Annotated in this window: 21 protein-coding genes; 5 read left to right on the top strand and 16 right to left on the bottom strand. The window is 55.9% G+C overall.

Translation table 11 applies throughout. The features are described from left to right. Position 1: 1 nt before the first annotated feature. The 13 genes from AFK63_RS01435 to tamA form a co-directional block, all read right to left on the bottom strand. On the bottom strand, positions 2-1,612 hold the full coding sequence (locus tag AFK63_RS01435) for a PglL family O-oligosaccharyltransferase (RefSeq protein WP_038867615.1): 1,611 nt from the start codon (positions 1,610-1,612) through the stop codon (positions 2-4). A 243-nt stretch (positions 1,613-1,855) separates the two neighbouring features. Then, positions 1,856-2,536 carry a fimbrial protein gene (locus AFK63_RS19985; RefSeq protein ID WP_236613142.1) on the bottom strand — a complete coding sequence of 227 codons (681 nt, stop codon included), beginning with the start codon at positions 2,534-2,536 and terminating at the stop codon, positions 1,856-1,858. A gap of 379 nt (positions 2,537-2,915) precedes the next feature. Beyond that, positions 2,916-3,431, bottom strand: a complete 516-nt coding sequence (locus AFK63_RS01430) for a fimbrial protein (RefSeq protein ID WP_038867607.1) — start codon at positions 3,429-3,431, stop codon at positions 2,916-2,918. Between the two features lie 11 nt (positions 3,432-3,442). Further along, on the bottom strand, positions 3,443-4,054 hold the full coding sequence (locus AFK63_RS01425; protein ID WP_081642105.1) for a fimbrial protein: 612 nt from the start codon (positions 4,052-4,054) through the stop codon (positions 3,443-3,445). Between the two features lie 4 nt (positions 4,055-4,058). Beyond that, complete coding sequence (locus AFK63_RS01420) at positions 4,059-4,577, bottom strand: fimbrial protein (RefSeq protein WP_038867604.1); 519 nt, start codon at positions 4,575-4,577, stop codon at positions 4,059-4,061. A gap of 10 nt (positions 4,578-4,587) precedes the next feature. Continuing rightward, positions 4,588-5,163 (bottom strand): fimbrial protein, encoded by a 576-nt coding sequence (locus tag AFK63_RS01415; protein ID WP_038867602.1) that lies wholly within the window; start codon positions 5,161-5,163, stop codon positions 4,588-4,590. A 21-nt stretch (positions 5,164-5,184) separates the two neighbouring features. After that, the gene (locus AFK63_RS01410; RefSeq protein ID WP_038867600.1) at positions 5,185-5,943 is read right to left on the bottom strand and encodes a fimbria/pilus periplasmic chaperone; all 759 of its coding nucleotides are present in this window, start codon (positions 5,941-5,943) and stop codon (positions 5,185-5,187) included. A gap of 42 nt (positions 5,944-5,985) precedes the next feature. Next, positions 5,986-8,496 carry an outer membrane usher protein gene (locus tag AFK63_RS01405; RefSeq protein ID WP_081642104.1) on the bottom strand — a complete coding sequence of 837 codons (2,511 nt, stop codon included), beginning with the start codon at positions 8,494-8,496 and terminating at the stop codon, positions 5,986-5,988. A gap of 59 nt (positions 8,497-8,555) precedes the next feature. Then, a complete protein-coding gene (locus AFK63_RS01400) occupies positions 8,556-9,107 on the bottom strand; it encodes a fimbrial protein (RefSeq protein WP_174514615.1) in 552 nt (183 codons plus the stop codon). A gap of 73 nt (positions 9,108-9,180) precedes the next feature. Beyond that, positions 9,181-9,714 (bottom strand): fimbrial protein, encoded by a 534-nt coding sequence (locus tag AFK63_RS01395; protein WP_038867595.1) that lies wholly within the window; start codon positions 9,712-9,714, stop codon positions 9,181-9,183. A gap of 417 nt (positions 9,715-10,131) precedes the next feature. Beyond that, a complete protein-coding gene (locus AFK63_RS01390) occupies positions 10,132-10,467 on the bottom strand; it encodes a gamma-glutamylcyclotransferase family protein (protein ID WP_004387569.1) in 336 nt (111 codons plus the stop codon). A gap of 2 nt (positions 10,468-10,469) precedes the next feature. Continuing rightward, positions 10,470-14,246, bottom strand: coding sequence for an autotransporter assembly complex protein TamB (gene tamB / locus AFK63_RS01385; protein ID WP_038867592.1), 3,777 nt, complete (start codon positions 14,244-14,246; stop codon positions 10,470-10,472). Then, positions 14,243-15,976 (bottom strand): autotransporter assembly complex protein TamA, encoded by a 1,734-nt coding sequence (gene tamA, locus AFK63_RS01380; RefSeq protein ID WP_038867590.1) that lies wholly within the window; start codon positions 15,974-15,976, stop codon positions 14,243-14,245. The genes tamB and tamA overlap by 4 nt, the downstream gene beginning before the upstream one ends. 224 nt (positions 15,977-16,200) lie before the next feature. Between tamA and msrA the strand changes: the two genes are divergently transcribed. From msrA to AFK63_RS01365, 3 genes are all read left to right on the top strand, one after another. Next, entirely contained in the window at positions 16,201-16,839 is a 639-nt protein-coding gene (msrA, locus tag AFK63_RS01375; RefSeq protein ID WP_038867588.1) for a peptide-methionine (S)-S-oxide reductase MsrA, read from the top strand. Between the two features lie 105 nt (positions 16,840-16,944). After that, positions 16,945-18,360 carry a CBM96 family carbohydrate-binding protein gene (locus tag AFK63_RS01370; RefSeq protein WP_038867585.1) on the top strand — a complete coding sequence of 472 codons (1,416 nt, stop codon included), beginning with the start codon at positions 16,945-16,947 and terminating at the stop codon, positions 18,358-18,360. Between the two features lie 198 nt (positions 18,361-18,558). Then, positions 18,559-19,890 (top strand): hemolysin family protein, encoded by a 1,332-nt coding sequence (locus tag AFK63_RS01365; RefSeq protein ID WP_038867583.1) that lies wholly within the window; start codon positions 18,559-18,561, stop codon positions 19,888-19,890. A gap of 64 nt (positions 19,891-19,954) precedes the next feature. Here the strand turns inward: AFK63_RS01365 and AFK63_RS01360 are convergent, their stop codons facing one another. Further along, complete coding sequence (locus AFK63_RS01360; protein WP_004387562.1) at positions 19,955-20,161, bottom strand: DUF1107 domain-containing protein; 207 nt, start codon at positions 20,159-20,161, stop codon at positions 19,955-19,957. Between the two features lie 328 nt (positions 20,162-20,489). On the opposite strand from AFK63_RS01360, the gene AFK63_RS01355 reads away from it, so the two are divergent. Continuing rightward, a complete protein-coding gene (locus tag AFK63_RS01355) occupies positions 20,490-21,047 on the top strand; it encodes a YtfJ family protein (RefSeq protein WP_038867581.1) in 558 nt (185 codons plus the stop codon). Here the strand turns inward: AFK63_RS01355 and cysQ are convergent. Continuing rightward, the gene (cysQ, locus tag AFK63_RS01350; protein ID WP_038867579.1) at positions 21,037-21,780 is read right to left on the bottom strand and encodes a 3'(2'),5'-bisphosphate nucleotidase CysQ; all 744 of its coding nucleotides are present in this window, start codon (positions 21,778-21,780) and stop codon (positions 21,037-21,039) included. The two genes, AFK63_RS01355 and cysQ, sit on opposite strands and share 11 nt — an antisense overlap. Positions 21,781-21,999: 219 nt before the next feature. Here cysQ and AFK63_RS01345 point away from each other — a divergent pair, with 219 nt between their 5' ends. Beyond that, a complete protein-coding gene (locus tag AFK63_RS01345; RefSeq protein WP_038867578.1) occupies positions 22,000-23,943 on the top strand; it encodes a bifunctional 2',3'-cyclic-nucleotide 2'-phosphodiesterase/3'-nucleotidase in 1,944 nt (647 codons plus the stop codon). A gap of 120 nt (positions 23,944-24,063) precedes the next feature. Here AFK63_RS01345 and AFK63_RS01340 read toward each other — a convergent pair whose 3' ends face one another. Continuing rightward, a complete protein-coding gene (locus AFK63_RS01340) occupies positions 24,064-24,444 on the bottom strand; it encodes a winged helix-turn-helix transcriptional regulator (RefSeq protein WP_038867576.1) in 381 nt (126 codons plus the stop codon). Positions 24,445-24,446 lie beyond the last annotated feature (2 nt).

Raw genomic sequence — 24,446 nt, 5'->3', positions numbered from 1 at the left:
TTTACGGCACATTGCTTATTTGCGCAGCAGGAAACAGGCGCTCATACTGCGCGCGCAGGCGGGCCGCAGCGGCCATATCGCCGCGATGCTGCGCAATCATTATCTGACTTTGCCAGAGATTTTTATCGTTATGGCGCTGCGACCAGCGCTGCGCCTGCGCCATAAATTCGTCCAGATTCGCCTCGTTATGGGTGCGGTTGTAGTCGATTAAGAGCGCCACCATCGCGTCGAATCTTGCTCGCTCAAACTGCGTGGCGAAATACCAGGGCGCAGGCGCAGGAAAGCCTGCCAGGCCGCTGCGCTCAAGGCGCGTGAGCTGGTGATTCGCATAAAGCCCGGTCGCGCTGAAGGCGATAAGCGTGAGCGCCAGAGCGCCGCACAGGACGCGCCGCCACAGACTGACAGGCGCCGGTGCTGGTAGTGACGACTCCACCGCGCCGAGGCGCAGCAGCAGGATAAACAGCCCGAAATGCACAAAGGACTGATAAAACGGGTACTCAAGATTCAGATGCACCAGCAGCGGTACTACCAGCAGCGCAAATGCCGTGGCTTCACGCCCGCGCCGCCAGGCGTTTTTCAGCATCAATAGCCAGCCCGCCACCAGCAACAGCATACCGGCGAGCGCCACCACGCCGCCCTGGAACCACATAAAGAGCAGCTCGTTATGCGGATGGGTGATTGGCACAGCATAGCGGTAGCCCAACCCGGGATGCGCCAGCGCCCAGCGGCTGAAAGCATATTCAAAGGTGCCGTAGCCCCAGCCGAGCCACGGTTTTTCCATGATCATTTGCCAGGTAATCACCAGAATATGCCAGCGCTCGCGGGTGGATCCGGCATAGTCACGCGCCATCAGATACGGCTCGCCGTTGACCATTACCGTGACGTGCTGCGTGATGTACCAGCCCGCCCCGGCGCAGAGCGCCATCATGGCCAGCGCCGCGCCTGCACGAGGCGCTTTCCCACGTCCGGCAACGGCGCAGAGCGCAGCAATAACGACGACCGCGCCGATAGCGCCAGCGCGTGACTGGTTGAGCGCCAGCACAAACGCAAGCACGCCGAGGCCTGCCGTGAGCAGCCACACCTGACGGCGGTGCGTCGTCAGTAACAGCAGAAAACCGCAGCCGACGCCTGTAGCGAGAAAGCTCGCCAGCAGATTGACCTGCTGGAAAATGCCGTAGGGGCGGCCCTGGTTGTGCAGCCAGTCGAACTCATACAGCCGGGCGGCGAGGTGCGGGCAGAAAGCCTGCAGCAGGCCGCTTCCCGCCTGGCCCAGCGCCAGCACAAACACCGCCAGCAGCGCCGCGCGCCGGTGGCGTGGCGTGAACGGCAGGCGCAGCAGCGCCTGCCACAGCAGGAGCGCCGCCAGCAGCACCCACACGCCGGGGTTGCCGCGCGCCTGCAAAAGCCACGGTAGCAGGAGCAGCAGCCCACCCGCCAGCAGCAGCGGCTGACGCTCCGCCCCGCCTTTGCTATGCCGCCACGCCAGCACCATCATCACCAGCCCCAGCCAGCAGAGAAACGTGAGGTTAAAAGGCAACGCCACGCCGGACCCGCCGGAGTCGGGGATATAAAACAGCGTCAGGCAGAGTAATAATAAAAGAAGGGTTTTCATCTGGCTTTCACAGTACAAAAAATGACAAACAGGATAACATCAGCCAGAAGGTAGCGGCTTATTATAAGTTTTAACCTTCCCGACCATATTAAAAAATAATAACCAATAAACCTTAATAATCCGGTATAAAACAAAAGCCAGCTCATAACAGGCTGGCTTTAATAAAATCAACCTTTTCTTTCAATATAATAATTCATAAAGCAAAAAATGTAACAATTGCACTCATTAAGCGCCACGTGTAAATTATTGCTGAGTCATTACAAGTACCGCACTGGCGGTAAATGGTCCAGTTTCAATATCCCCAATATCTATGGACGGGTTACGCACTGCCTCAAAATTTAGTGTTACGTTACTGGTTCCTTCAATCAAATTCATAGTCGTCACGTCTGATGGTGCCAGTACTTTGTCATCATAGCTTACCGCCACGCCCAATCCATTAATCGATGAGTTGACTACCTGACTACCACTCACAGTTAATGGAGTATAGTTAAGCTGCATTTTCATGGTGGCCGCTCCTCCAGTACAGGTTACCGGAAACTGCACCGCCTGCGGCTGCCCCGAGCCAGGTACGGTGGAGATGCTTGATCTGTCAAGCGTACCTAAATTGACATCCAGATTGTTACCATTGTTAATCTTACAGGATATTACTGGCTGGGGTGGTGTTGTAGGCAGTGGAGTTCCACAAATTTTTGTGCCATAAGTTCCACCTCCATTTATTGAATATTGGTTACCCATACTATTTTGAATGTATACACAGTACCGTGCCACGGTTATATTATTAAATTCGGATGAAACGAAAGGCCTCGAGCCGCCAGAGAAATTTAAGTTCTGTTCGCCCAAAGGTTTAGAGGCATCAATCCATAAAGAATTCGTTGTGGTAAAATCCCCGGTAGTATCCCATTGGTACGGGTATAATTGTACCATCACAGAATAATTCCCAGAGACAGGAACATAATTTCCTGAAGGAATTGGTATGGTGCACGCACCAGCCACCCAAGAGGGATTAGTTCCCACTGAAATGGGATTAACTCCATCCGGACACTGCGTAGATCCTACCCCCTGGCTACGCACCCCTGGGATCCCACTGATTGTTCCTGCCTGAACAAGCGGCACAGACATTAAAAAAGACAGCGCTATTATTAATAAAGACAAATACTTACACATATATTCTCTCACTATCAGCACCATCCTCCCTGTATTTTACGGAAGAGTTGGATTTTTGATCTACGTATTATATTCCTGTCGTGAGCGAAATAATCCTGTCTATATTTCGCAGACGTCATTCTTATAAAGGTGTTTGGTATTATTGATAACTCGCCGTCAGGGTCGCCGTGGCGCTGAAGGTTCCTTCAGCCAGGGTTTTAACCGGATCCTGCACCGGGACCGCCGTGAGCTTCAGCGACGGCAGCGCACCCAGCGTGGTCTCCAGCGGCGTGTTCAGCGCCAGCGGCTGGCCGTTGGCTTCTATCCGAATACCGAGCCCGTCCGCGCTGGTGGTGACCGCCGCGTCGTCGTAGCCCGTCGCCGTGCCGCTCATCGTCAGGCTCAGCGAGGAATCATCGGTGCTCCCCTGGCAGTCCACCGTAAAAGGGATTATTTGTCGGTAGTTAGTGCCGTTCACCTTGTTCACGCCCACTTGACCGAATATCACATCAATGACCTGGTCATTATTAATAGTGCAGGCAGTAGCCATTACAAATTCACCGCGAAAATTCACGCTCATGGTGTCACCGGTCTGTTCTGCCCGCGCCGTTTGTAACAGCGCGGATGTCAATATACTGGAACCGGCAAGCAGCATGGCGATGCATTCATTTCTCATCCTTCACCCTCTCAGTTAAACGCCATTACCAGCGAGCCGGAGGCGGTGAAAATATCGCCGTTAACGACATTTTGAGTGTTTTCGGTACTCACCTGCACCAGCTTCGCCTGCAGGCTGGGCGGATTTTGTTGATCAATATTGAACCATGTGTCCATGGTCTGCGCCGTGCCGTTCACCATTAACTCAATTCCTACAATGCCCTTGTCTGTGCCCAGCACTTTGGTGCCGTTATAAGTTTCATAGCTGCCGGAAGACGAGGTGAATTTCATCTGTAATAAACCCGCACTATCGCCTGAACAGGTAAAGCTGGCGGCGAGCGGCTGCTCATAGTTACCATCCAACTGGACAGAAGCCTCGCCCGTTTCTTTCAGCCGGACCGGGCCGAAATCTACCTGCAACGCTCCGCCATGGTTAAACATGCAGCGCCCGTTCGCCTGTACCGTTCCTGTGATATTAATGTTCATGGAGAGCTGGTCGCCAGCTTTTGCCGCGGCTTCCCGGATGATGCCGCAAGGCAACAGCAATAACGCAGCTAACAGCAGTTTGCGTGCTCTGCCCGCACGGGTGGCCCACCGCCGCCCTTTGGCTCCGGTCAGGCCGTCTGTCGTCCTTTTCAACTTCATCCCCTTACTGATAGCTCAGGATAAACGTGCTGATGGCCGTGAAGCTGCCTTCGGTCAGCGACTTGTTTGCCAGTACGGTCGGCTGTATCTGCACGAAGGCGTTAAAGTTCAGCGTGGTGTTGCCGCTCACCAGCGGCATCTCCGGGCTGGCTTTATTCACTGGCAGCAACGTACCGTCCTGCCGTTCAATGCCTATCGCCACGCCCTTCGCTGTACTTGATGCATCCAGCGCCAGCAGGTCTGTCAATTCGGTATCGACTGTGCCCTGGAAAGTCACGCCGACCGTGCTCATGATGGCCGGATCGCATTCCTGCAGATGGATAGCGAACGGCTGGCTTTTTGTCCGCTGATACTGGTAGAGGTATTTCGTCACCACCGTACCGAAATCCAGACTGATATCTGTATCGGCGTCCGGCAGGGTGCAGGGCTCCGCCACCAGCGTGCCGGAGAAATGCACGTTATCCGCCGCCGCCAGCGCCTGCGTGGTACAGACCAGCAGCAGGAACAGCATCCGTTTCTTCATTACCTGCTCCTTACTGGTAGATCATGCTGAAGTTAATCAACGCATGGTAAGGCCCGGCCGTGAACGGTGCGGCGGTGCGCTCGGGCGTCAGCGTGAAAGTCACCTGGTCCTGGCCTGGATTGAGCAGCACCGTATCGCTCTGCCGGGCCATTTTTACCGTTTGCCCGCGGCTGTCTTTCAACCGCAGCCCGATACCGGAGGCGCCCGTGACCTTAATCAGATCCGGATTGAACGCATCGGTCGGCGCCACAAACCGCGCCTGATACGCAGGCTGCTCCGCGCTATGGGTGTGCGTTAATGCCGTGAGGTTAGCGCTGCGCGTCGCGATTTCCGGGCAGTCGCGCAGGTAAAGCGTCACCGTTACCGGTTTCGCCATCTTGCCGACAAGGCTTACATCCGCGCGGGAGATATCGCCAAGGTCAACATCCTGCCAGGCGGAATCCATCTCTAACCGGCAGGTATTTTCACGCATAACACCATGTACATAGAGCGCGCCGCCATCCGCCGAGACCGGCTCATCCGCCATCACTGGCGCGATAAAGCCAAGCGCTGCGCTAAGCGCGAAAATGTGAGCCATCCTTTTCATAAACGAGTCCTTTGCCGCCGCTTAGTTTTTATCTTTCAGCAGTTTTGCCGTGCAGGTTGCACCGCCGCAGCTGAACTGGATTTTCGGACGTCCGCCGTAGTCGTTCACGTAAGTGAGCACCGGGCTGTTGCCAAACGCGGCTGCGGAGGCGGCAATCGTTGCGCTGCCTTTCGGGCTTACCATCACAGGTTCAAAACCTACCGGTTTTCCTTTAGCTGACGGGGCCCCTTCGACAATCGTCAGGAAATACGGCGTCGGGTTATTCACCACAAATTTATCGCCCTGGCGCGTTAGCGTTACTTTCTCTACCCAGTCGCCTTCCGCCGCCTGGGTTTTGTCGAGTGCGATGGCCGCCGGGCGATAAAAGAGCTTGATGCGTGTCTGCAGCGCAATTTGCAGCGTATTCGGTTTATTGCTGCGCGGCGGGATCTCGCGCAGGTTGAAGTAGAACAGCGTTTCTTTGTCCTGCGGCAGCGTTCCCGCCGCAGACGATGCCTGCACTTTCACCTGGCTTTTCGCTCCGGCTTCTATGCGCTGTACTGGCGGCAGCACCGTCAGCGGGCCGGTGATTTTGTTGCCCTGCGCATCTTCAATCCACGCCTGGGCAAGGTAAGGCAGGTTTTTATTTTCATTACTGATATTCAGGCTGATGGATTTCTCCTCGCCGTTATAGACCACGCGGGTGCGATCGAGCGCGATAGCGGCAAACGCCTGCTGAGTCGCCATAACACCGGTCAGCGCCAGTGCGGCGGTAAAAATTGTGTTTCTCATACTTAACATAATGAATGACCCGTTGAGGTTTAATCGGTTTACCGCCGCGCCTTAACGGCACGGCAACAGCAGATTTCCGTTCTCACTCGTTCCCTGCAGGTTTTCTGGCAGCGTGACCGCACATTGCGTTGCGCCATTCCAGTTCACCTGTAATTTGTGGCCCGGCTTCAGACCGCTTAACCAGGCCTGGCCTTCGTCATTGACGATGCCGACTTCCTGATTTTCCGCGTTACGCACGCTGGCGCCGAATGGCGGGAAAGTGCCATCCGCGAGACGGATAATCGCCATCGCCTTGAGGCCGGAAATCACATTAAATTTGCGGTAGCCAATCGCGCCTTCGGTAAGCGTTGCCTGCACCACCGATGCAGTCGCTTCCGCATCCTCTGGCAACTTGTTGATATCAATGCTCAGGCTGTTTTTGCTGTAATCACTAACCTCAGTCACCACCGCTTTGCCGAAATGGTTGGTAGTGGTGGCGTTGGCATAACCCTGTACCGGGATATCCGCCGCATCGCCGGTATCTAACAGCACGCGCGTTCCGCCCATGACGTTAGAACGGTGCAGCGCGGCGCCTTTCGCCGTTGCCGTCATCCCGCCGCGCAGCGATACGCCCGCTGAGCTGTACTGACCATGCTGGTAATCCAGGTTGCCGCTCACCTCGGCGAGTTCGCCCGGATGATCGTAATAGCCGCTCAGGTTGCCGCCGTCATCGCTGCCGCCCGCCGCGATACGGTAGTTATCGCCATTATCTAACCGGTTGTAATAGCTCAGGTTATGGCTACTGGTGTCCGCGCTGTATGACGAGTTAAGCCCCAGCGTGCCGGTATCGCCCATCGGTAAGGAGAGCGACATATACATGCCGTCGTCGTTTTCGCCGTTAAACTTATTGCGGTACGCTGTGAGCGACGCGCTAATATTTTTCATTTTCCCGATATCGAAATAGCGTGACAGCGATAGGCTGTAGCGATCTTCCGCCGGGTTATTCCAGTAGGTCTGGTGCGAATAGTTCAGGTACGCGCTCAGCCCGATGCTCTCAAACTGCTGGCTGAAGGAGACGGTGTACATCTCCTTGCTTTGCATGAAATCGCCGTTATCCGCTTTGTAATTCAGATAATCGTTAAAGCTCATAAAGTCTTTTTCTGAGAAGCGATAACCTGCGAAGGTCACCTGGCTTCCGGTTTCATCAAAGCGCTTCGAATAGCTCACGCGATAAGACTGACCGTGACGCTCTTCGCCACCGTCGAGCTTCGCCCCGGAGCGGGTAATATCGAATGCCAGCGCCCCCAGCGCCATCAAATCGCGGCCCACACCCAGCGCCGTTGCAAGATAGTTGCGGCTTGCCACCAGACCGCCATAGAGTGACCAGCCGTTGCTGATACCCCAGGAAAATTCACCAGAGCCGAAACCACTGCCTTCGCTATGGTGATCGTAAGTACTCGGCCGCCCGGCATACATTTTGTAACGCACGCTGCCGGGGCGCGTCAGATACGGGATCGACGCGGTGTTCACTTTATATTCCTGCACCGAGCCGTCCTGCTCCTGCACGCGCACATCCAGCGCGCCGGACACCGAGTTATTCAGATCCTGAATCGCGAACGGCCCCGCCGCGACCTGAGTTTCATATATCACGCGCCCCTGCTGAGAAATCGTCACTTTAGCGTTGGTTTTCGCCACGCCGGTGACCTCAGGCGCGTAACCGCGCAGGTTCGGCGGCAGCATATTGTCGTCGGAAACCACGCTCGCGCCTGCAAAACGCACGCTGTCGAACAGATCCGAGTTCATATAGTCTTCGCCGAGCGTTAATTTCGCGCCCATTTTTGGCAGCGCCCGGTACATCTGAAAACGGCTCCAGGTCCACTTTTTCTGGCCGCTGGTATTTTCCGATTGATCGTCATAGTTAGCCTGCCAGTCGGCGCGTAAGCGCCACGGCCCGACATTAGCGCCAACGGTACCGTTGCCGGAGACCGATTTATCATCGCCGCCCTGGCTGCCTTCGTTATGGCGCGTCTGGGCGTTAACGTTGTAATCCGCAATCAGGCCCGGAATACCGTCGTCCCACATTGAGGGGGGCACCCAGTCATCAGAGGTATATTCCAGGTACGCCTGGGGTACGTTCAGCGTTAGCGTACCGCTGCCCAGATCCGGCGTCGCCTCTACGCCGTTCAGCGCCGTCACATCCACGCACTGGCCGTTATGCCAGGTTTTCAGCTGTGTAAAATATTTCTCTTTAAAACCGAATTTCTTCACCTGATCCGGCGTAAAACAGATGCGCGTCTGGCTTTTGTCATTTTCGTCAGCCAGAACGCTGACAGGCTGTTCTTCAAGCTGGTTCTGATTAACTTTAATAGTAAAGGTATAATCGCCCGGCATAATATAGCCGCGCTTTGAGAACTGACTCAGATCGATATTCTGCTTATCTTTTACGTCTAATACGTCCGTATTAAACTGGATATCATCCGCCGCCATTGCGGGGGTCCGTAAACACGCGCAGATGCATAACGCCAGCGCTGACGGCACCATCAGTGTTGATAGAGTGGCATGCTTATTATGTTGTCTGGCCATATCCCTTTTGCCGGTTTACGGGCAATCTCTGTCAAAAAAATCAGCAATAAAGAAGGTGCTTAAAAATAATCAATACGATATTTAATTACCGATGAGTATTCGCCTGGACGTAGCCCATCATCATTTGCTTTAAGACGTAGCTCATAATCCAGTTTAATATCGTCACCAGAGATTTCTGTATAAGGCAATGGCTGGCCAGGGTGAATCTCATCCCCGTTTTTACTGGCAATTTCCAGCGCCACGCCGCCTGCTTCGCCTGTTACCTGAAACAGTCCGTCATCGTCAGCACCATCAAAGGTCACCTGCAAAAACTGCCATGGCGCGTCGCCTGGCTCTCCGGTATCAAATGTACAATTCACCAGATGAATGGAAAACGGCTGTGCAATGCTTTCGCCTGCACGCTTCAGCACATTCATCGATGCTGCCGGCATTTCGATAGACTGGTAACGACTCTCCATGGCGATATCACAAGCTCTGGAAACAATGGAGCCTTGCATACTCACTCGACCATTTAAGCCGATATCAAATTCGGAAGCCTGATGCGATGCCTGCGCGGCCAACGCTGTACATCCCAGGGCCAAAGCTATTGCATAACACCTGATTTTGGTCATGAGATCCGTCTCTGAAAGAGGGGGAAACCATACGCCCGCCAGGGCGGACGTATGTTCCCTGGTAACGCTAAACTTATTCGTAAGCCAGAGTGAAGTCAGCTACAGCGGTGAAGTCACCCGGGGTCACGGTTGCAGACGCGCCGTCGCCCTGCAGGTAAGCGGAGAACAGCAGCGTGTTATTACCATTCTGCAGTTCACGCGCTTCAGACGCTTCGCCCAGTTTGATCTGCTCGCCGTTGCCGTTGGTCAGGATCAGGCTGGCGCCTTTCGCTGTACCGGTAATACCCAGAGAACCGTCCGTTGCACCTTCGGCGCCGGTAAACGTGGTTTTAACGGATTTCAGCGTGGAAACATCACAGTTTTCCAGCTTGATTTCGAAGTTACGCGGTACGGAAGTACCGGTGTTACCGTTTGCTTTCAGCGCAACGTTAGAAACCTGGCCCATGCTCACGGTCTGATCGATGCTGTCCGGGTTGATAGAGCACGGCGCATCAATAATAGAACCAGTGAAAGTCACTTTTCCGTGGCCCTGATCTTTTGCGTTAGCCATACCTGCCGCCAGCATCAGACCCATTGCCGCTGCCAGAGAAACTTTGCTGAATTTCATGATTTTTCCTTGAGTTAAATTAACGGGTTCCTTTAAAAATCTTCAAAGTGATCAATATAATATTCACTACACAAATATGTAATGCCACTTATATTTGCCACACCTCGAATTCATGGGAATTTTATGTTCCGCATCAGGAGTCATCAAGAAATATAAAGTCTAAAAAAAGAACAGAATTATCTTCATGAAAGGAATGAAACCAATTCTCTGAAAAACAAAATAAAAATGCATTAATCAGGAATTTAAACACGGTTGATAAATAACATTGGTTATCAATGCAGGCTCGCTCAATTCTCCATGAACGTTTTTGGCCCCATAATTAATAAAAAGCAATTAACATCCATTAAAAAGCATATTTAATTAAACTACAGACAATAAAAAACCACGCCGAAGCGTGGTTTTCAAAGGATATTGACGTTACCTGTCGAGCCAGTTACCGCTCTCGATACGGGTAAGCCCTTCTGTAGGACGCTGATACACATACATCCAGGCGCTGCCGTACGGCGTCTGGATAAGCTGGCGTTTATACTCGCCGCGCGCAGTGCGCAGCGCATCCAGTTCGGCAAGCGTCGTGGCATCGATACGATACACCTCGCCCACGACCGAGCCCTCTCCCGGCACTGCGCCCGGATAGTGGCCCAGGCTGAAGAGCTGGTAGTTTTCGATGTCGTAATCGCCCAGCCACTGGGCGTTGGTCATCCAGTGGCTGTTGCCTTGTTTGCGTCGTAAACTGCCGTAGACAAATATTCGCATTGCTAAAACTCAAACTGATAGAGCAAATCAAGTGCCTGGTCTACGCCAGACACCGCTTCCAGATATAGCTTAGGCATCAGGCGATACCTTAGCGTGAGCGTCGCCAGCGAGTCAAAAATGCCCACGCCATATTTCACCTGGAGACCCGGCAGTACATAGCCGCTGACCACCACCTGGGAGGAATCCCCTACCCCTTCGGTGTCCAGCGCCAGATTGCTTACGCCAAACGTCTCGCCGATTTTACCCACAACCTGCCCACTTTGTGCAACCCCCAGGCCAATTAGCATGGAAGTCATGGCATCGCTGTCGCTCTGGCCGCTCTCCAGCCCTTGTCCGCGCAGCAGATAAGAAAGCGCTTCCTGCTGCGACATCGCCGGGTCGGAGAAGACTTCCACCTTCGGCTCGTCAGTCTCGCCGGTGACACGCACGCCAGCGATCACATCGTTTTCTGTCGCCTCAGGGTTACGGATCGCCTCAATATTCAGCAGCGGCCTGTCCGGCGGACCGGAGAACAGCAGCTCCCCTTTACGCACCAGCAAATCCTGACCATAGGCGTGGAAGCGCCCTTCCGGAATATTGATCTGCCCGTTCAGGCCCAGGCCCTGTTTATCCTGCGCGGCTTTGAGGTCGCCGGTAAGGCGTGCCTTCAGCCCAAAAGCATCTATCCGCACGTTATTTCCAACGTGAACAATCAGATTACTATTAACAGGAATGGACGCGCGCTGTTCTTCTTCCGGTTTCAGATTTTCATCGAGCAAAACTTCATCACTGGAGACGCCCACCGCGCTTTCCGGCAGGTCATGCACCACGATACGCGCCCAGGGCACATCCACACGGCCATCGAGCGTGATAAGGCTCGGCGTCGCTTCCAGCACCACATCCGGCGAGACATCCAGTCGCACCATCGGCGGCACGGTGATCCGCACCCGGCTGCCACGCGCCGCCACCCTGGCGCGCCAGTTATCGATCTGGCTCCAGTCTGCGTTGCCGTCGAGCGCGATTTCGCCCTGTTTCGTTCGCACCACGCCCTGTAGCGTCGAGCTCATACCGTTAAAGTTCATCGCCAGCTGGCTTGGCTGCATATCGAAGGGCATAAAGTTTCCTTCGATATCGACACCATTGAGCTGCATCTGACCGAAAAGCTGCGGCTGACGCGCGTTGCCGCCAAGCCGCAAGCTGGCGCTCAGAATGCCCGCCGCCTTTTCACCGCGTGAAAAGACCGGATTAGCGATAGCGAGCGAGAAATTACGGATATTCACGTTCCCGGAGAGGTTACGACGCTCCTGCGGGTCCGCCACCTGAATATCGCCGTCAAACTGCCCGTTGTTCGCCAGCCGAATCAGCCAGTTAAGTCGTGCGCGGTTATTGCGCAGTTCCGCGTTAAGATTCAGCGTATCAAATGCCACCAGCAGCGGACTGCCGTTAACCAGCTGCGTGACGCGCACGCCGCGCCCGGCCAGCTGCACCTGCCCCTGCGGCAGCCCTTCTTTCGTTGTGTCCCAACTGACGTCCGCCTTACCGGTAAAAAGCCCGCTCGCCTGCGTTTCTTCCGGCATAAACGGCTTAATCATCGCGAGATCGAAGCGGTTGAGGTTAACCTGCGCGCGGCCGCTGGCGCCCGCGTCGATAGTTTGCGGCACGCACAGTTCGGCGTTCGGGTTACGCCAGCAGTGCGGGCCAATGGCGATTTTCTGCTCCTGACCGCGATAATCGAGCGTGAGCGCCCGGCTCAGCGCCCACGGGCCCACCGGGGTGGCGAAACGGGTATTATCAATCTCACCGCGCCAGCGCATGGCCTGACGGTCAAAACTGCCGCGCAGGTCAAGCTGGCCGGAGACCGGCTCGCCCTGAACGCGCAGCGCCATCTGGTGCGATTTCTCGTTGCCTTTGGCCGCAAGCGTAATCAGCCGCAGATTGATATCCCCCTGCATAAGACGCTCGACACGCAGATCCAGCGTGCCGCCAATCTGATCGGTGGATTTTACATCGCCCAGCAGACGCACCTGGGCCACAGAGAGTTCCTGCCAGCGCAGATTGCGTGCGGTCACATCCGCGTTGAGCTCCGGCGCGTCGACGTTGCCGCGAATTTTCACCAGCCCTTTCGCCGTGCCGCCGAGGCCCGGCAGCGCGTTGTCGAGCGCGGGCGCGTCGATCGTCGCGTCAAGCGAGAGATCTTTTACGCCGAGATCGCCTTTGATGTCTGCTTTGTTGCGCCCAAGCTCCAGATGCAGGCCCGGAATCGTCCATTGCAGATAGCTGTTGCCCTTCAGCTTACCGTCAACATTCACTTTGTTCTGTTTGACGTTCCCTGCAAGTTTCAACTCCGGCACGTCAAGCTGCCAGGTACCGCCGTAAAGGCTCCCGCGCAGCTTTATCAGCCCGTCGAGCTTCGACGGCCATTCTGGATACTGTTTCGCGGTGTTAATGCCCTTGAGGGCCAGCTCGCCGCGCCAGCTGATGGCCTGCTGCCAGTCGAGCAGCGCCGTCAGCGTGGTGTGGCCCTGGAGCGCCGCGACATCCAGCTTGTCGATATTAATTTGCTGTTCATTGCCCTTACCATCGAGCGTAATGGCGGCGGGGGGCAATTGTTCCCCTTTGACGGCGGTGCGAAACGACAGCGCGTAGTCGGTCATTTTGCCGGAAAGCTTCAGCTTCAGATCATCCGCCTGATACTGACGCGGGCCAGTGAGCGGCCAGTAGAGCTGATCGCTGGTGATATCCAGATTAAGCGGCAGCCCGGCTTCGGCAAGCTTCGTCTGGCCGCGCAGCACCACGTCTACCGGGCCGGAAAGATTAACGCCGAACTCCAGCTGCTCGCGCAGCGCGCCGCCCACTTTAAGCTTCACCTTTTCGCCCTTGAGCGGCTCGACGTTCAGCGTGCTGTTGAGGGTGATATCCACCGGCCAGTTATTGCGCAGCTCGGCGCTGCCGGTGGCGTTCACCGTGCCCTGGTTCGAGTCGATATCCAGCGTGTCGAGCTTCGTCACGCCATCCACGCTGCTGATTTTCACCAGCATATTATTAACCGTGATATCGGTGTCGCCGGTCAGGCGCAGCTGTTCGCCGCGAAAACTTTCCACCGTCAGGTTCAGCGGCAGATGCACGTCGGTCATCTCCGGCAGCACCGGTTTTGAGAACAGGTCACGCAGCGTCTCGCCAAGCGGTTTTTCCTGCGGCTGCGGGTTGTTGACCTTCGGTTCAACCACTTCTTCCTGCGCGACATCCGCCGCTTTCGGCAGGGCTATCAGCAGCCCCTGCAACGAAGTGGGTTTGAGCGTCAGGTTACGGCTCTCCCAGGCGAGGCCCGAGCTGAAATCCATCACCGACACCAGCGTGTCGTCGATTTTAATATTAACGTTATGCAGCGCCGCCCGGCTCAACGTAATCGGGTACGGCGTGGAGAGATCAAGCGGCCCGCTCTCCTCTTCTTCCACTTTCGCGGCAGGCGGCATCTTTTTGGTATCCACCACCACATTCACATCTTTCAGTGAGAAATCGTTCACGCACAGGCTGCTGTCGCGCAGGCAGGCGAGCTTCACAGAAAGATGGATTTCACCGGCGTTAACGTCCACGCCCGGTTGCTGGTAGCGCAGCGAGGTGACGGTAAGGTTACGCCAGCCCCCGGTAACGCGGCCGATATCCAGCCCCGGCACCCAGCGGTTCGCCGCGTTGAAAATCAGATGCAGGCCGGTAGTCGTGCCCACCAGAAACCCGACGGTAGCGATAAGCAGAACTATGACGGCCAGTACGGCGAGGCTGATTTTTTTTACACGACTCATAATTCAGGCCCCAGACCGATGTAAAACTGCAAACCATGCTCCTCTTTGTCGCCTACCGGCACCGCGAAATCGAGCTTGATGGGGCCGACCGGCGACTGCCAGCGTACCCCGACGCCCGCGCCGGTTTTGAAATTACTCTGTTTGATGTCGTTAACCGCTTCGCCGGAATCGACAAACACCGCGCCCCACCATTTACCGGTGACGTTGTACTGGTACTCAAGCGACCCGGTGGCGAGTTTCGAGGCGCCCGTCAGCTTGCCGTCGTCGTCTTCAGGCGAAATCGATTTGTATTTATACCCGCGAATGCTGCGGTCGCCGCCCGCGAAGAAACGCAGATCCGGCGGCACACGCTCAAAATCATTGGTCTCTATCCAGCCGAGATTGCCGCGCGCCACAAAGCGGTGTTTGTCATAGAGCGTGCGGATCCAGACGTTTTGCGCCTGCAACACGACGAAATCGACATCCGAGCCCCAGGCGGTGTCCGAGTAGTCGATGGAATAGCGCTGCGAATCACCCCATGTCGGCATCAGGCCGCCTCGTGAGCGGGTGCGGCTCAGCATGACGCCAGGATAGAGCAGCATCGTGGTGTGGGTGACGTTGGCCTGGGTAAAGTGGTCGAGGCTCCAGCGCAGGTTAATGGCGCGCTGCCAGCCGCTGGAGAGATCCCAGTAGCGTGAAACCGCAAGCGTCGTTGAGTCGGCTTCGGTGTCGTTGAGATCGGTGCGCTTAAAACCGCCCTGCAGCAGGTAATACTGCTCCAGCGGGTTCTTCAGCAGCGGCATTTTATAGCTGAAATCGAGCTGCTGTTCCGGCGCGGAAATACTGGTCGAGGTGGTCAGGCTATGGCCGTAAGAGTTGATCCACGGCTTACGCCAGTTCGCTTTCAGGCGCGGCCCGACATCGGTGGAATACCCGGCGCCCACCTCGACGGTGTTTTTAATGCGCGGCGAGACCACGCCCCGCAGCGGCAGCACTTTCGTCTTACGGGATTTTTCAAACTCCGGCGCCACCACCACCGAGTTAAACCAGCCGGTGGCGGATAATCGACGGCTTAGCTCCGCTACGTCGCTCGACTGGTAGTCATCGCCTTTTTTAAACGGCACGAGGTTTTGCAGATACTCCTCGCGGATTTGCGAGCCCGCAAAAGTCACGTCGCCGAAGCGATAGCGCGTACCGCTGTCATAATCGATATCCCAGAACGCCTGGCGACGCTCGACCGACACGCCGAGCTGGCTCTTTTTGTATTCGCTGTCGAAATAGCCCCGACGCAGCGCCACGCTGGTCAGCCCTTTTTTGAAGCTATCGTAGTCGTTATGGTTCAGCACGGTGCCGACGGCGGGACGCTTTTTCAGCAGCGCGAGATACTCTTTATCATCGCGCGCGCCGCCGCGCAGGATGACATTGGTGGTGCCGATACGCACCGGCTCGCCGGGGTTAACGCGCGCCAGCAGCACCTGACGGCGACCGCCGGGCGGCGGCTCGCGCAGTTCAAAATCAATGGTGGGTTCATAATAGCCCAGCGCTTTCAGCCCGTTACGGATGGCGTCATCGACGCGCGCGCGAAAGCGGCGGTCCGGCGTGACCTCATCAACCTGAATGGTGGAAAGCTGAGCGCGAACGTTTTTTTGCAGCGCGCCGGACAACCCTTCTACCTGCAAACGCACGGGCGCCGCAGTCGAGGCGCTCGCCATCAGCAGTGCGGCCCAGCACAAGTTACGGATTTGTGGCACGTTTTCTCCTGAATATCCCTTATTCCCACCCCTGGAAGGAAACCTGATGCCGCTCCGCGGCCTGACAAAACTCCGCTAAATGGAGTTGAAAAAAAGACGATCAGCCAAATATTTCTTATGTTTAATTTAGTCGCATTTAAACGCTTTATTGTGGGCAAAGAGCCGCTTCGTGACAACCGCAGGCGAAAATTTGCGCGCTCAACATTTTTCAGGAGGTCGGCGCCATGAGTTTTTTTGATAAGAAACAGCTAGTTACCCAGGAAGATGCCCTGCCCGGGCGAAACACCAAAATGCCGGTGGCGTCACTGCATACCGTGACGGGTCACTCAATGACCAACGTGCCGGAGGGTATGGAAGTGGCGCTGTTCGCGATGGGCTGCTTCTGGGGTGTGGAACGGCTATTCTGGCCATTGCCGGGCGTCTACAGCACCGCAGCGGGCTATACCGGCGGCTATACGCCGAACCCGACCTACCGCGAAGTATGTAGCGGTCAGACCGGACACGCCGAAGCGGTGCGTGTCGTTTATGACCCGAAAGTTATCAGCTATGACCAGCTGCTGCAGGTGTTCTGGGAAAACCACGATCCGGCGCAAGGGATGCGTCAGGGTAACGATGTCGGCACGCAATACCGTTCGGCGATTTATCCGCTGACGCCGGAGCAGGAAACCGCCGCGCTGGCGAGCCTCGATCGGTTCCGTGCGGCGATGGAAGCGGCGGGCGACTATCGCCACATTACGACGGAAATCGCGCCGGCCTCGCCGTTCTACTACGCCGAAGATGAGCACCAGCAGTATCTGCATAAAAATCCGTATGGCTACTGCGGCATTGGTGGGATCGGCGTCTGCCTGCCGCCCGAGGCCTAACGATTTATCAATTCCCGTCTTATCAGACTTTTTGATAAGTGATGAGAGGCGATAAGCGGCGCGTACATGGTATGTCTCGACCGAACCTGGCTGCGGAGACATACCATGAAAACCACAACGCTGTTGCGCACGTTTATTCCGGTTGTAACTGGCCTTAGCGCCCTCTCCGCCTGGGCTGGCCCCCAGGCGGATGTAGTCTGCTCCTTCCACCATACCGCGGGCGATGACGCCATCATGATGTATGGAATGCCGAACCATGCCATGCTGCATGACTTTTTCGGCAATACCCATACCGATGCGTATTCTGACTACACGCGACTGCGCCATCAGCCGGAAACCACCTGCAATAACAAAGCGGACAGCTCCGCCTGGTGGGCGCCCACCATGAAGCTGCCCGACGGGCAAATCGTCAGGCCCGCCTACCAGAAAACCTATTATCAGAGCACGAACGTCGATAAATACCCGCTGACGCCCTTTCCGCTCGGGCTGGAGCTGCTGGCCGGCGACCATCACGGCACCGGGCCGAACAAACGCATCACTTTTCTGTGCGGCAACGGCAAGGGCTACACCAACACGGCGGGGGAAGTGTGCGGGCTGCGTGAAAAAGGCGACGCGGTGCAATTTAACATCGGCATTCAGTTTCCCAACTGTTGGGACGGCATCAACCTCAAACCGGTACGCGGCAGGATGAACGCGACTTACGCCAGCGACGCGGGCGCGTGCCCTGCGCAATTCCCGGTGAAAATCCCGACGGTTAATATGAATGTCGCCTGGGTACTGCCGCAAATCACCTCACTGGATACCGCAAAAATCGAACTCTCGATGGATCCGGAGATGAACGGTGAAACGCGCACCGAAAAATGGGGCAGCATCTACACCGCGCACGGCGATTTTATGAACGGCTGGCCGGTGGAATCGGCGCAGTTTATGACCGAAGAGTGCATGAATAATAATATGGACTGCGGCACCAATATTCCCTTCAGTTATACCCGCGCGATAGCCGACACCTGGGTCAGCAGCGCCGAGCCGCAGCGCAACTTTGGCGACGATACCACGTTGCAGGTGCAGGATGACTGGCGCAACGGCGGCCGCACCGCCAATACCGAAATCATGTCGCTGGTGAAATTTTCTATCCCGCCGCTGCCGGAGGGCTATTCCGAGGCCGACGCCGCGCTGTTTAAATATAAAATTCGTATCTATGGCGGCAAAAACGCCGAAGGGGCCGATCAGATCTTCTTTTATCCAACGGACACGCAGTGGGACGAGCATCAGGTGAACTGGAACAATCGTCCGGCCTGCAATTACCGCTCGGATGGCATACTTTATCTCGATAAACAGCGTGTCTATCGCTACGTGGATGTCGATAAAGCCGTGCGGGCCGCGCTGGCAGCCGGGAAAACGGAAATCGCCTGGTATATCGGCGGCGACCGTCAGGGCAATAACTACAGCTTCAACCCGGCCGGCAGCAAAGAAAATCTGCTGCTGATGCTGGTGGGCTATAAAAATACCCCGGAAATCTGACCTCTTTCCCCCGCAGTCTTGCCCTGGGGCGGCGGGGGCTTTCTTCACGCGTTGCGCAACCCTCTGGCAGCCCCGCTGGGGCTTACGCTATACTACCCTTTGAATTTGCAGGCCTCCTTCTCTACGGGCCCGCAATCACAGTGTTTTCACACAATAATCAACTTCCCTTCCGAGGATCCGGCGATGGCTGGATAAGATATGTTAAACAGTATTTTACTGATACTTTGTCTCATTGGCGTCAGCTCGTTTTTCTCGCTTTCCGAGATCTCGCTTGCCGCCTCCCGTAAAATCAAACTCAAGCTGCTGGCCGATGAAGGCAACATCAACGCCCAACGGGTGCTGAAGATGCAGGAAAACCCCGGCACCTTCTTTACCGTGGTGCAGATAGGCCTGAACGCTGTCGCTATTCTGGGCGGTATCGTGGGCGATGCGGCGTTTTCGCCGGCGTTCTATACGCTGCTGGTCCGGTTTATCTCGCCGGAAGCCGCCGAGCAGGTCAGCTTTATCCTCTCCTTTACGCTTGTCACCAGCCTGTTCATTCTCTTCGCCGACCTGACCCCGAAACGCATCGGTATGATTGCGCCTGAAGCTGTGGCTTTGCGTATCATCAACCCGATGCGCTTCTGTCTGTTCCTCTTCCGCCCGCTGGTGTGGTTCTTTAACGGCATGGCGAATGTGATTTTCCGCATCTTCAAGCTGCCGATGGTGCGCAAAGACGACATCACTTCCGATGATATCTACGCCGTGGTGGAAGCCGGCGCGCTCGCGGGCGTGCTGCGCAAGCAAGAGCATGAGCTTATCGAAAACGTGTTTGAGCTGGAGTCGCGCACCGTGCCGTCCTCTATGACCTCGCGCGAAAACATCGTCTGGTTCGATCTCCACGAAGATGAGCACAGCCTGAAGCAGAAAATCGCCGACCATCCGCATTCAAAATTCCTGGTGTGTAATCAGGATATCGACCACATCGTCGGTTATGTCGATTCCAAAGAGCTGCTGAACCGCGTGCTGGGCAACCAGAGCCTGGCGCTCAATAGCGGCGTGCAGATTCGCAACACGCTGATCGTGCCGGATACGCTGACGCTCTCCGAAGCGCTGGAAAGCTTCAAAACAGCGGGCGAAGATTTTGCGGTTATCATGAACGAATATGCGCTGGTGGTAGGGCTTATCACGCTCAACGACGTAATGACCACGCTGATGGGCGATCTGGTTGGACAGGGGCTGGAAGAGCAGATCGTCGCGCGCGACGAAAACTCATGGCTTATCGATGGCGGCACGCCGATTGACGATGTCATGCGCGTGCTGGATATCGACGAATTCCCGCAATCCGGAAACTACGAAACCATCGGCGGCTTTATGATGTTTATGCTGCGAAAAATCCCGAAACGTACCGATTCGGTGAAATTCTCCGGGTATAAGTTCGAAGTGGTGGATATTGATAACTACCGCATCGACCAGCTGCTGGTGACGCGTATCGATAACAAGCCGGGTGTCCTGACGCCCAAACTACCGGACGAGCAAACCGCCGCCTGAGCCTCAAAACACTAACGGCCCCATCGGGGCCGTTTGTCTTTACTGCCTACGCACAACGCTGTCGTTACGCCATCTCAGTCTGGAGACGCATAACCTGACGGTTGACTTCGGACATGACGGAGTAGTGCTGCTTGTCCTTCACTTTCGGGACGAGGATTTTGCCTTTATCAAACTCGAAAGCGCCAACATCCTTGATATACAACCGTCCACGAAACAGGATCTTCACGTACTTCGCCACCTGAAGCGGGTTGTAACGTTGGAAAATTTTCATTGTTCTCTCCTGCTGAAGATTACGCCCTGCGGTACCACATTTGGACCAGCATCATTAAGGCGCAAAATTTGTTGCCAGATGACTATAGACCAGAACTGCGAGAGCACCCACTCTGCCTGACTTTATTTACCCTTTTATTACAATCTTTCAGAATTTTCTTTTCAAAACTCGAAAAACCACAGGAGAATGCCGCTTTTTTTCACGGGTTCTGTGCGTTCGCCCGCAAACTGGCACTCTGGTTGCGTGAAAACAGAAAATTAACACTTAAGCTAAAAAGCAATGGACTCAAGTGGTCCGATCACCTGCAAATGAGAAGAAGGAGCCACCTATGACCCTGCGCGGAATGCTGGCGCTGAGCTGTCTGCTGCTGCCGATGATGGCCTCAGCACATAATTTTAAAGAGAACGAGCGCGTCCCACCGGTAGGCATCAATGACAAAGGCGAGCTGATGCTGAATAAAGATCAGTTTAGCTACAAAAACTGGAACAGCGCGCAGTTACCTGGAAAAGTGCGAGTGCTGCAACATATTGCCGGACGCACCTCGGCGAAAGAGAAAAATGCGGGGCTGATTGAAGCCATCAAAGCGGCAAAATTCCCGCATGACCGCTACCAGACGACCACCGTGGTCAACAGCGACGACGCCATTCCCGGCACCGGCATGTTCGTACGCCACAGTATTGAGAGCAATAAACAGCAGTATCCATGGTCGCAGTTTATTGTCGACAGTAACGGCGTGGCGCAGAAAGCCTGGCAACTGGAGTCGGAAAGCTCGGCAATTGTTGTGCTGGATAAAGACGGACGGGTACGGTTCGCTAAAGACGGCGGGCTGACGCAGGACGAAGTGCAGCAGGTGATTAGCCTGCTGCAACAGTTACTCAGTAAATAGAGACGCGGAAGCTGGGGTTCAGGAAGGATTCACGCGGCGTGTAATCCAGGGTTTTGCCCTGCCAGTCGTGAACCTGCGCCCCGGCGGCAATCGCCACCGCGTGGCCTGCCGCGGTATCCCAGGTGTTGGTCGGCCCGAAGCGAGGATAGAGCTGCGCCTCGCCTTCCGCCACCAGGCAGAATTTCAGCGACGATCCGACGGATGTGGTCTGATGCTCGCCGAGCTGTTGCAGATAATCCTGAAGCTCGGCGTTATTGCCGTGAGAGCGGCTAATCACCACGCGCGGCGGACGCGCGTCGCGCACCTGAATCTGCTTGCGCACGCCGCACTCTTCTTTCCACGCTTTTCCTTCCGCCGCGCTGTACATCACCTTCAGCACCGGCGCGTAAACCACGCCAAGCACCGGCTTGCCGTCTTCAATCAGCGCGATATTGACGGTAAATTCGCCGTTGCGCTTCAGGAACTCTTTGGTGCCGTCCAGCGGGTCCACCAGCCAGTAGCGCTGCCAGTGCTGGCGTTCGTCCCAGCCTGGCGGATCTTCTTCTGAGAGCACCGGCACCTGCGGCGTCAGCGCTTTCAGCCCGGCGACAATCACCGCGTGCGCTGCGATATCCGCCGCCGTTACCGGCGAATCATCAACCTTATGGGTGGCTTCCAGCGGCTTGTGACCCTCGTAGACTTCCATGATGGCGCTGCCTGCGTCGCGCGCCAGTTGGCAAATCTGTTCTAACATTGTCATCCACCTCTTTCTCGTTTCGCAGTCCGTCCCGGCTGCGGATTTAACACCTTGTTTTATCGATATGATTTTTATATCGCATTGCGGCGTGTTCCGCTATCTGTGAAGCGATTCCGGTTTCCCCGCCCTTTTTTCTGGCAGGATTCACACTTTTGTAAGCAACAAACGATAGATACATAAACTTTTGTGGCTTCGCTCTGAAAAAGGACCTGCATAATGATTAAGTTTAGTGCAACGATGATAGCCACGCTGGTCGCCGCCAGCGTGAACGCCGCCACGGTGGATTTGCGTATTCTGGAAACCACCGACCTGCACAGCAATATGATGGACTTTGACTATTACAAAGACGCGCCGACGGAAAAATTTGGTCTGGTGCGTACCGCAAGCTTAATCAACGCCGCGCGCCAGGAGGCCGTTAACAGCGTGCTGGTGGATAACGGCGATCTGATCCAGGGCAGTCCGCTTGGCGATTACATGGCGGCCAAAGGGCTGAAAGACGGCGATGTGCATCCGGTCTATAAAGCGATGAACACGCTCGATTACGCCGTCGGCAACCTCGGCAACCATGAATTCAACTACGGCCTTGATTACCTGCACAAAGCGCTGGCCGGCGCGAATTTCCCCTACGTCAACGCCAATATTATCGACGCCAGGACCCAGAAGCCCCTGTTCACTCCCTATCTGATCAAAGAAACCCAGGTGAAAGACAAAGACGGTAAGCCGCACACGCTGAAAATCGGTTATATCGGCTTTGTGCCGCCGCAAATCATGACCTGGGATAAGGCGAATCTGAGCGGCAAAGTTACCGTTAGCGATATTACCGAAACCGCCCGCAAATATGTGCCGCAGATGCGCGCAGAAGGCGCGGATCTGGTGGTCGTGGTGGCGCATTCGGGGCTTTCCGCCGAGCCCTACAAGGCGCTCGCGGAAAACTCCGTCTACTACTTAAGCCAGGTGCCAGGCGTCGACGCGATCCTCTTTGGCCACGCGCACGCCGTCTTCCCGGGCAAAGATTTTGCGGCCATCAAAGGCGCGGATATTGCGAAAGGCACGCTGAACGGCGTACCGGCCGTGATGCCGGGCATGTGGGGCGATCATCTGGGGATCGTCGATCTGGTGCTCAATAACGACGACGGCAAATGGAAAGTCGCGCAAAGCAAAGCCGAAGCTCGCCCCATCTATGACGCCCAGGCGAAGAAATCGCTCGCCGCGGAAGATCAGAATCTGGTGAAAGTGCTGAAAGCCGATCACGAAGCCACGCGCGAGTTTGTCGGTCAGCCGGTCGGCAAATCCGCCGATCCGATGTACAGCTATCTGGCGCTGGTGCAGGACGATCCGACCGTGCAGGTGGTGAATAACGCCCAGAAAGCGTATGTCGAACACTTTATCCAGGGCGATCCGGATCTGGCGCAACTGCCAGTGCTCTCCGCCGCCGCGCCGTTCAAAGTGGGCGGGCGCAAAAACGATCCGGCGAGCTTTGTGGAAGTGGAAAAAGGTCAGCTGACGCTACGCAACGCCGCCGATCTCTATCTCTACCCCAACACGCTGGTGGTGGTAAAAGCGACGGGCGCCGAGGTGAAAGAGTGGCTGGAGTGTTCCGCCGGGCAGTTTAACCAGATCGACGTCAACAGCACGACGCCGCAGCCGCTGCTGAACTGGGACGGCTTTCGCACCTATAACTTCGATGTGATAGACGGAGTGAATTACCAGATAGATATCACGCAGCCTGCGAAATATGACGGCGAATGCCAGACCGTGAACCCAAAAGCGGAACGCATTAAGCATCTGACGTTTAACGGCAAGCCCATCGATCCAAAAGCAACCTTCCTGGTAGCGACCAATAACTATCGCGCTTACGGCGGGAAGTTCGCAGGCACGGGCGACAGCCATATCGCCTTCGCCTCGCCGGACGAAAACCGCGCGGTGCTGGCAGCGTGGATAGGCGCGGAAACCAAACGCGCGGGCGAAATCCACCCGGCGGCGGATAACAACTGGCGTCTGGCACCTATCAATAGCCGCCAGAAACTGGATATCCGCTTTGAAACCTCGCCCTCTGACAAAGCCGCCGCGTTTATCAAAGAGAAAGCGCAATATCCGCTGAAAAAGGTCGGCAACGACGACATCGGTTTTGCTGTCTATCAGCTCGACTTAAACCGCTAACCCCCTTCCCGGCCCGTAAATACGGGCCGGATATCATCCACCGCGTCGTTGCAGTATTAGCCCGGGTGTGACTGACCGTGTAAGGCAGCCGCACCCGGCATCCTGCATAACGCCCGGTCTTTACGCCGCCCGCTCGCCCCGGTTCGCCACGACCTGCGGCGTATGCACTTCTATCCAGTCCGCAAGCGCCGCCACTTTCTCACTCACCTCCACGCCGAGCGGCGTCAGGCTGTACTCCACATGCGGAGGCACCACCGGATAGGAGACGCGATCCACGAAGCCGTCCTGCTCCAGCGCCTGTAACGACTGCGCCAGCATTTTTTCGCTGACGCCGCCCATTTTCCGGCGCAGATCGCTGAAACGGTGCGTACCGTCGCGCAGCGCCACCAGAATCAGCACGCCCCAGCGGCTGGTCACATGCTTCAGCACGTCGCGTGACGGGCATGCTTCGGCGAACAGATTGCCATCGCGCAGCTGTTCACTCAGGGTTGGGATCGTCATAA

The organism is Cronobacter muytjensii ATCC 51329 (genome assembly GCF_001277195.1).
GTDB classification, from domain to species: Bacteria; Pseudomonadota; Gammaproteobacteria; order Enterobacterales; family Enterobacteriaceae; genus Cronobacter; species Cronobacter muytjensii.
Note: the sequence above shows the minus strand (reverse complement) of the source record. Positions and strands in the feature narration are given on the sequence as shown.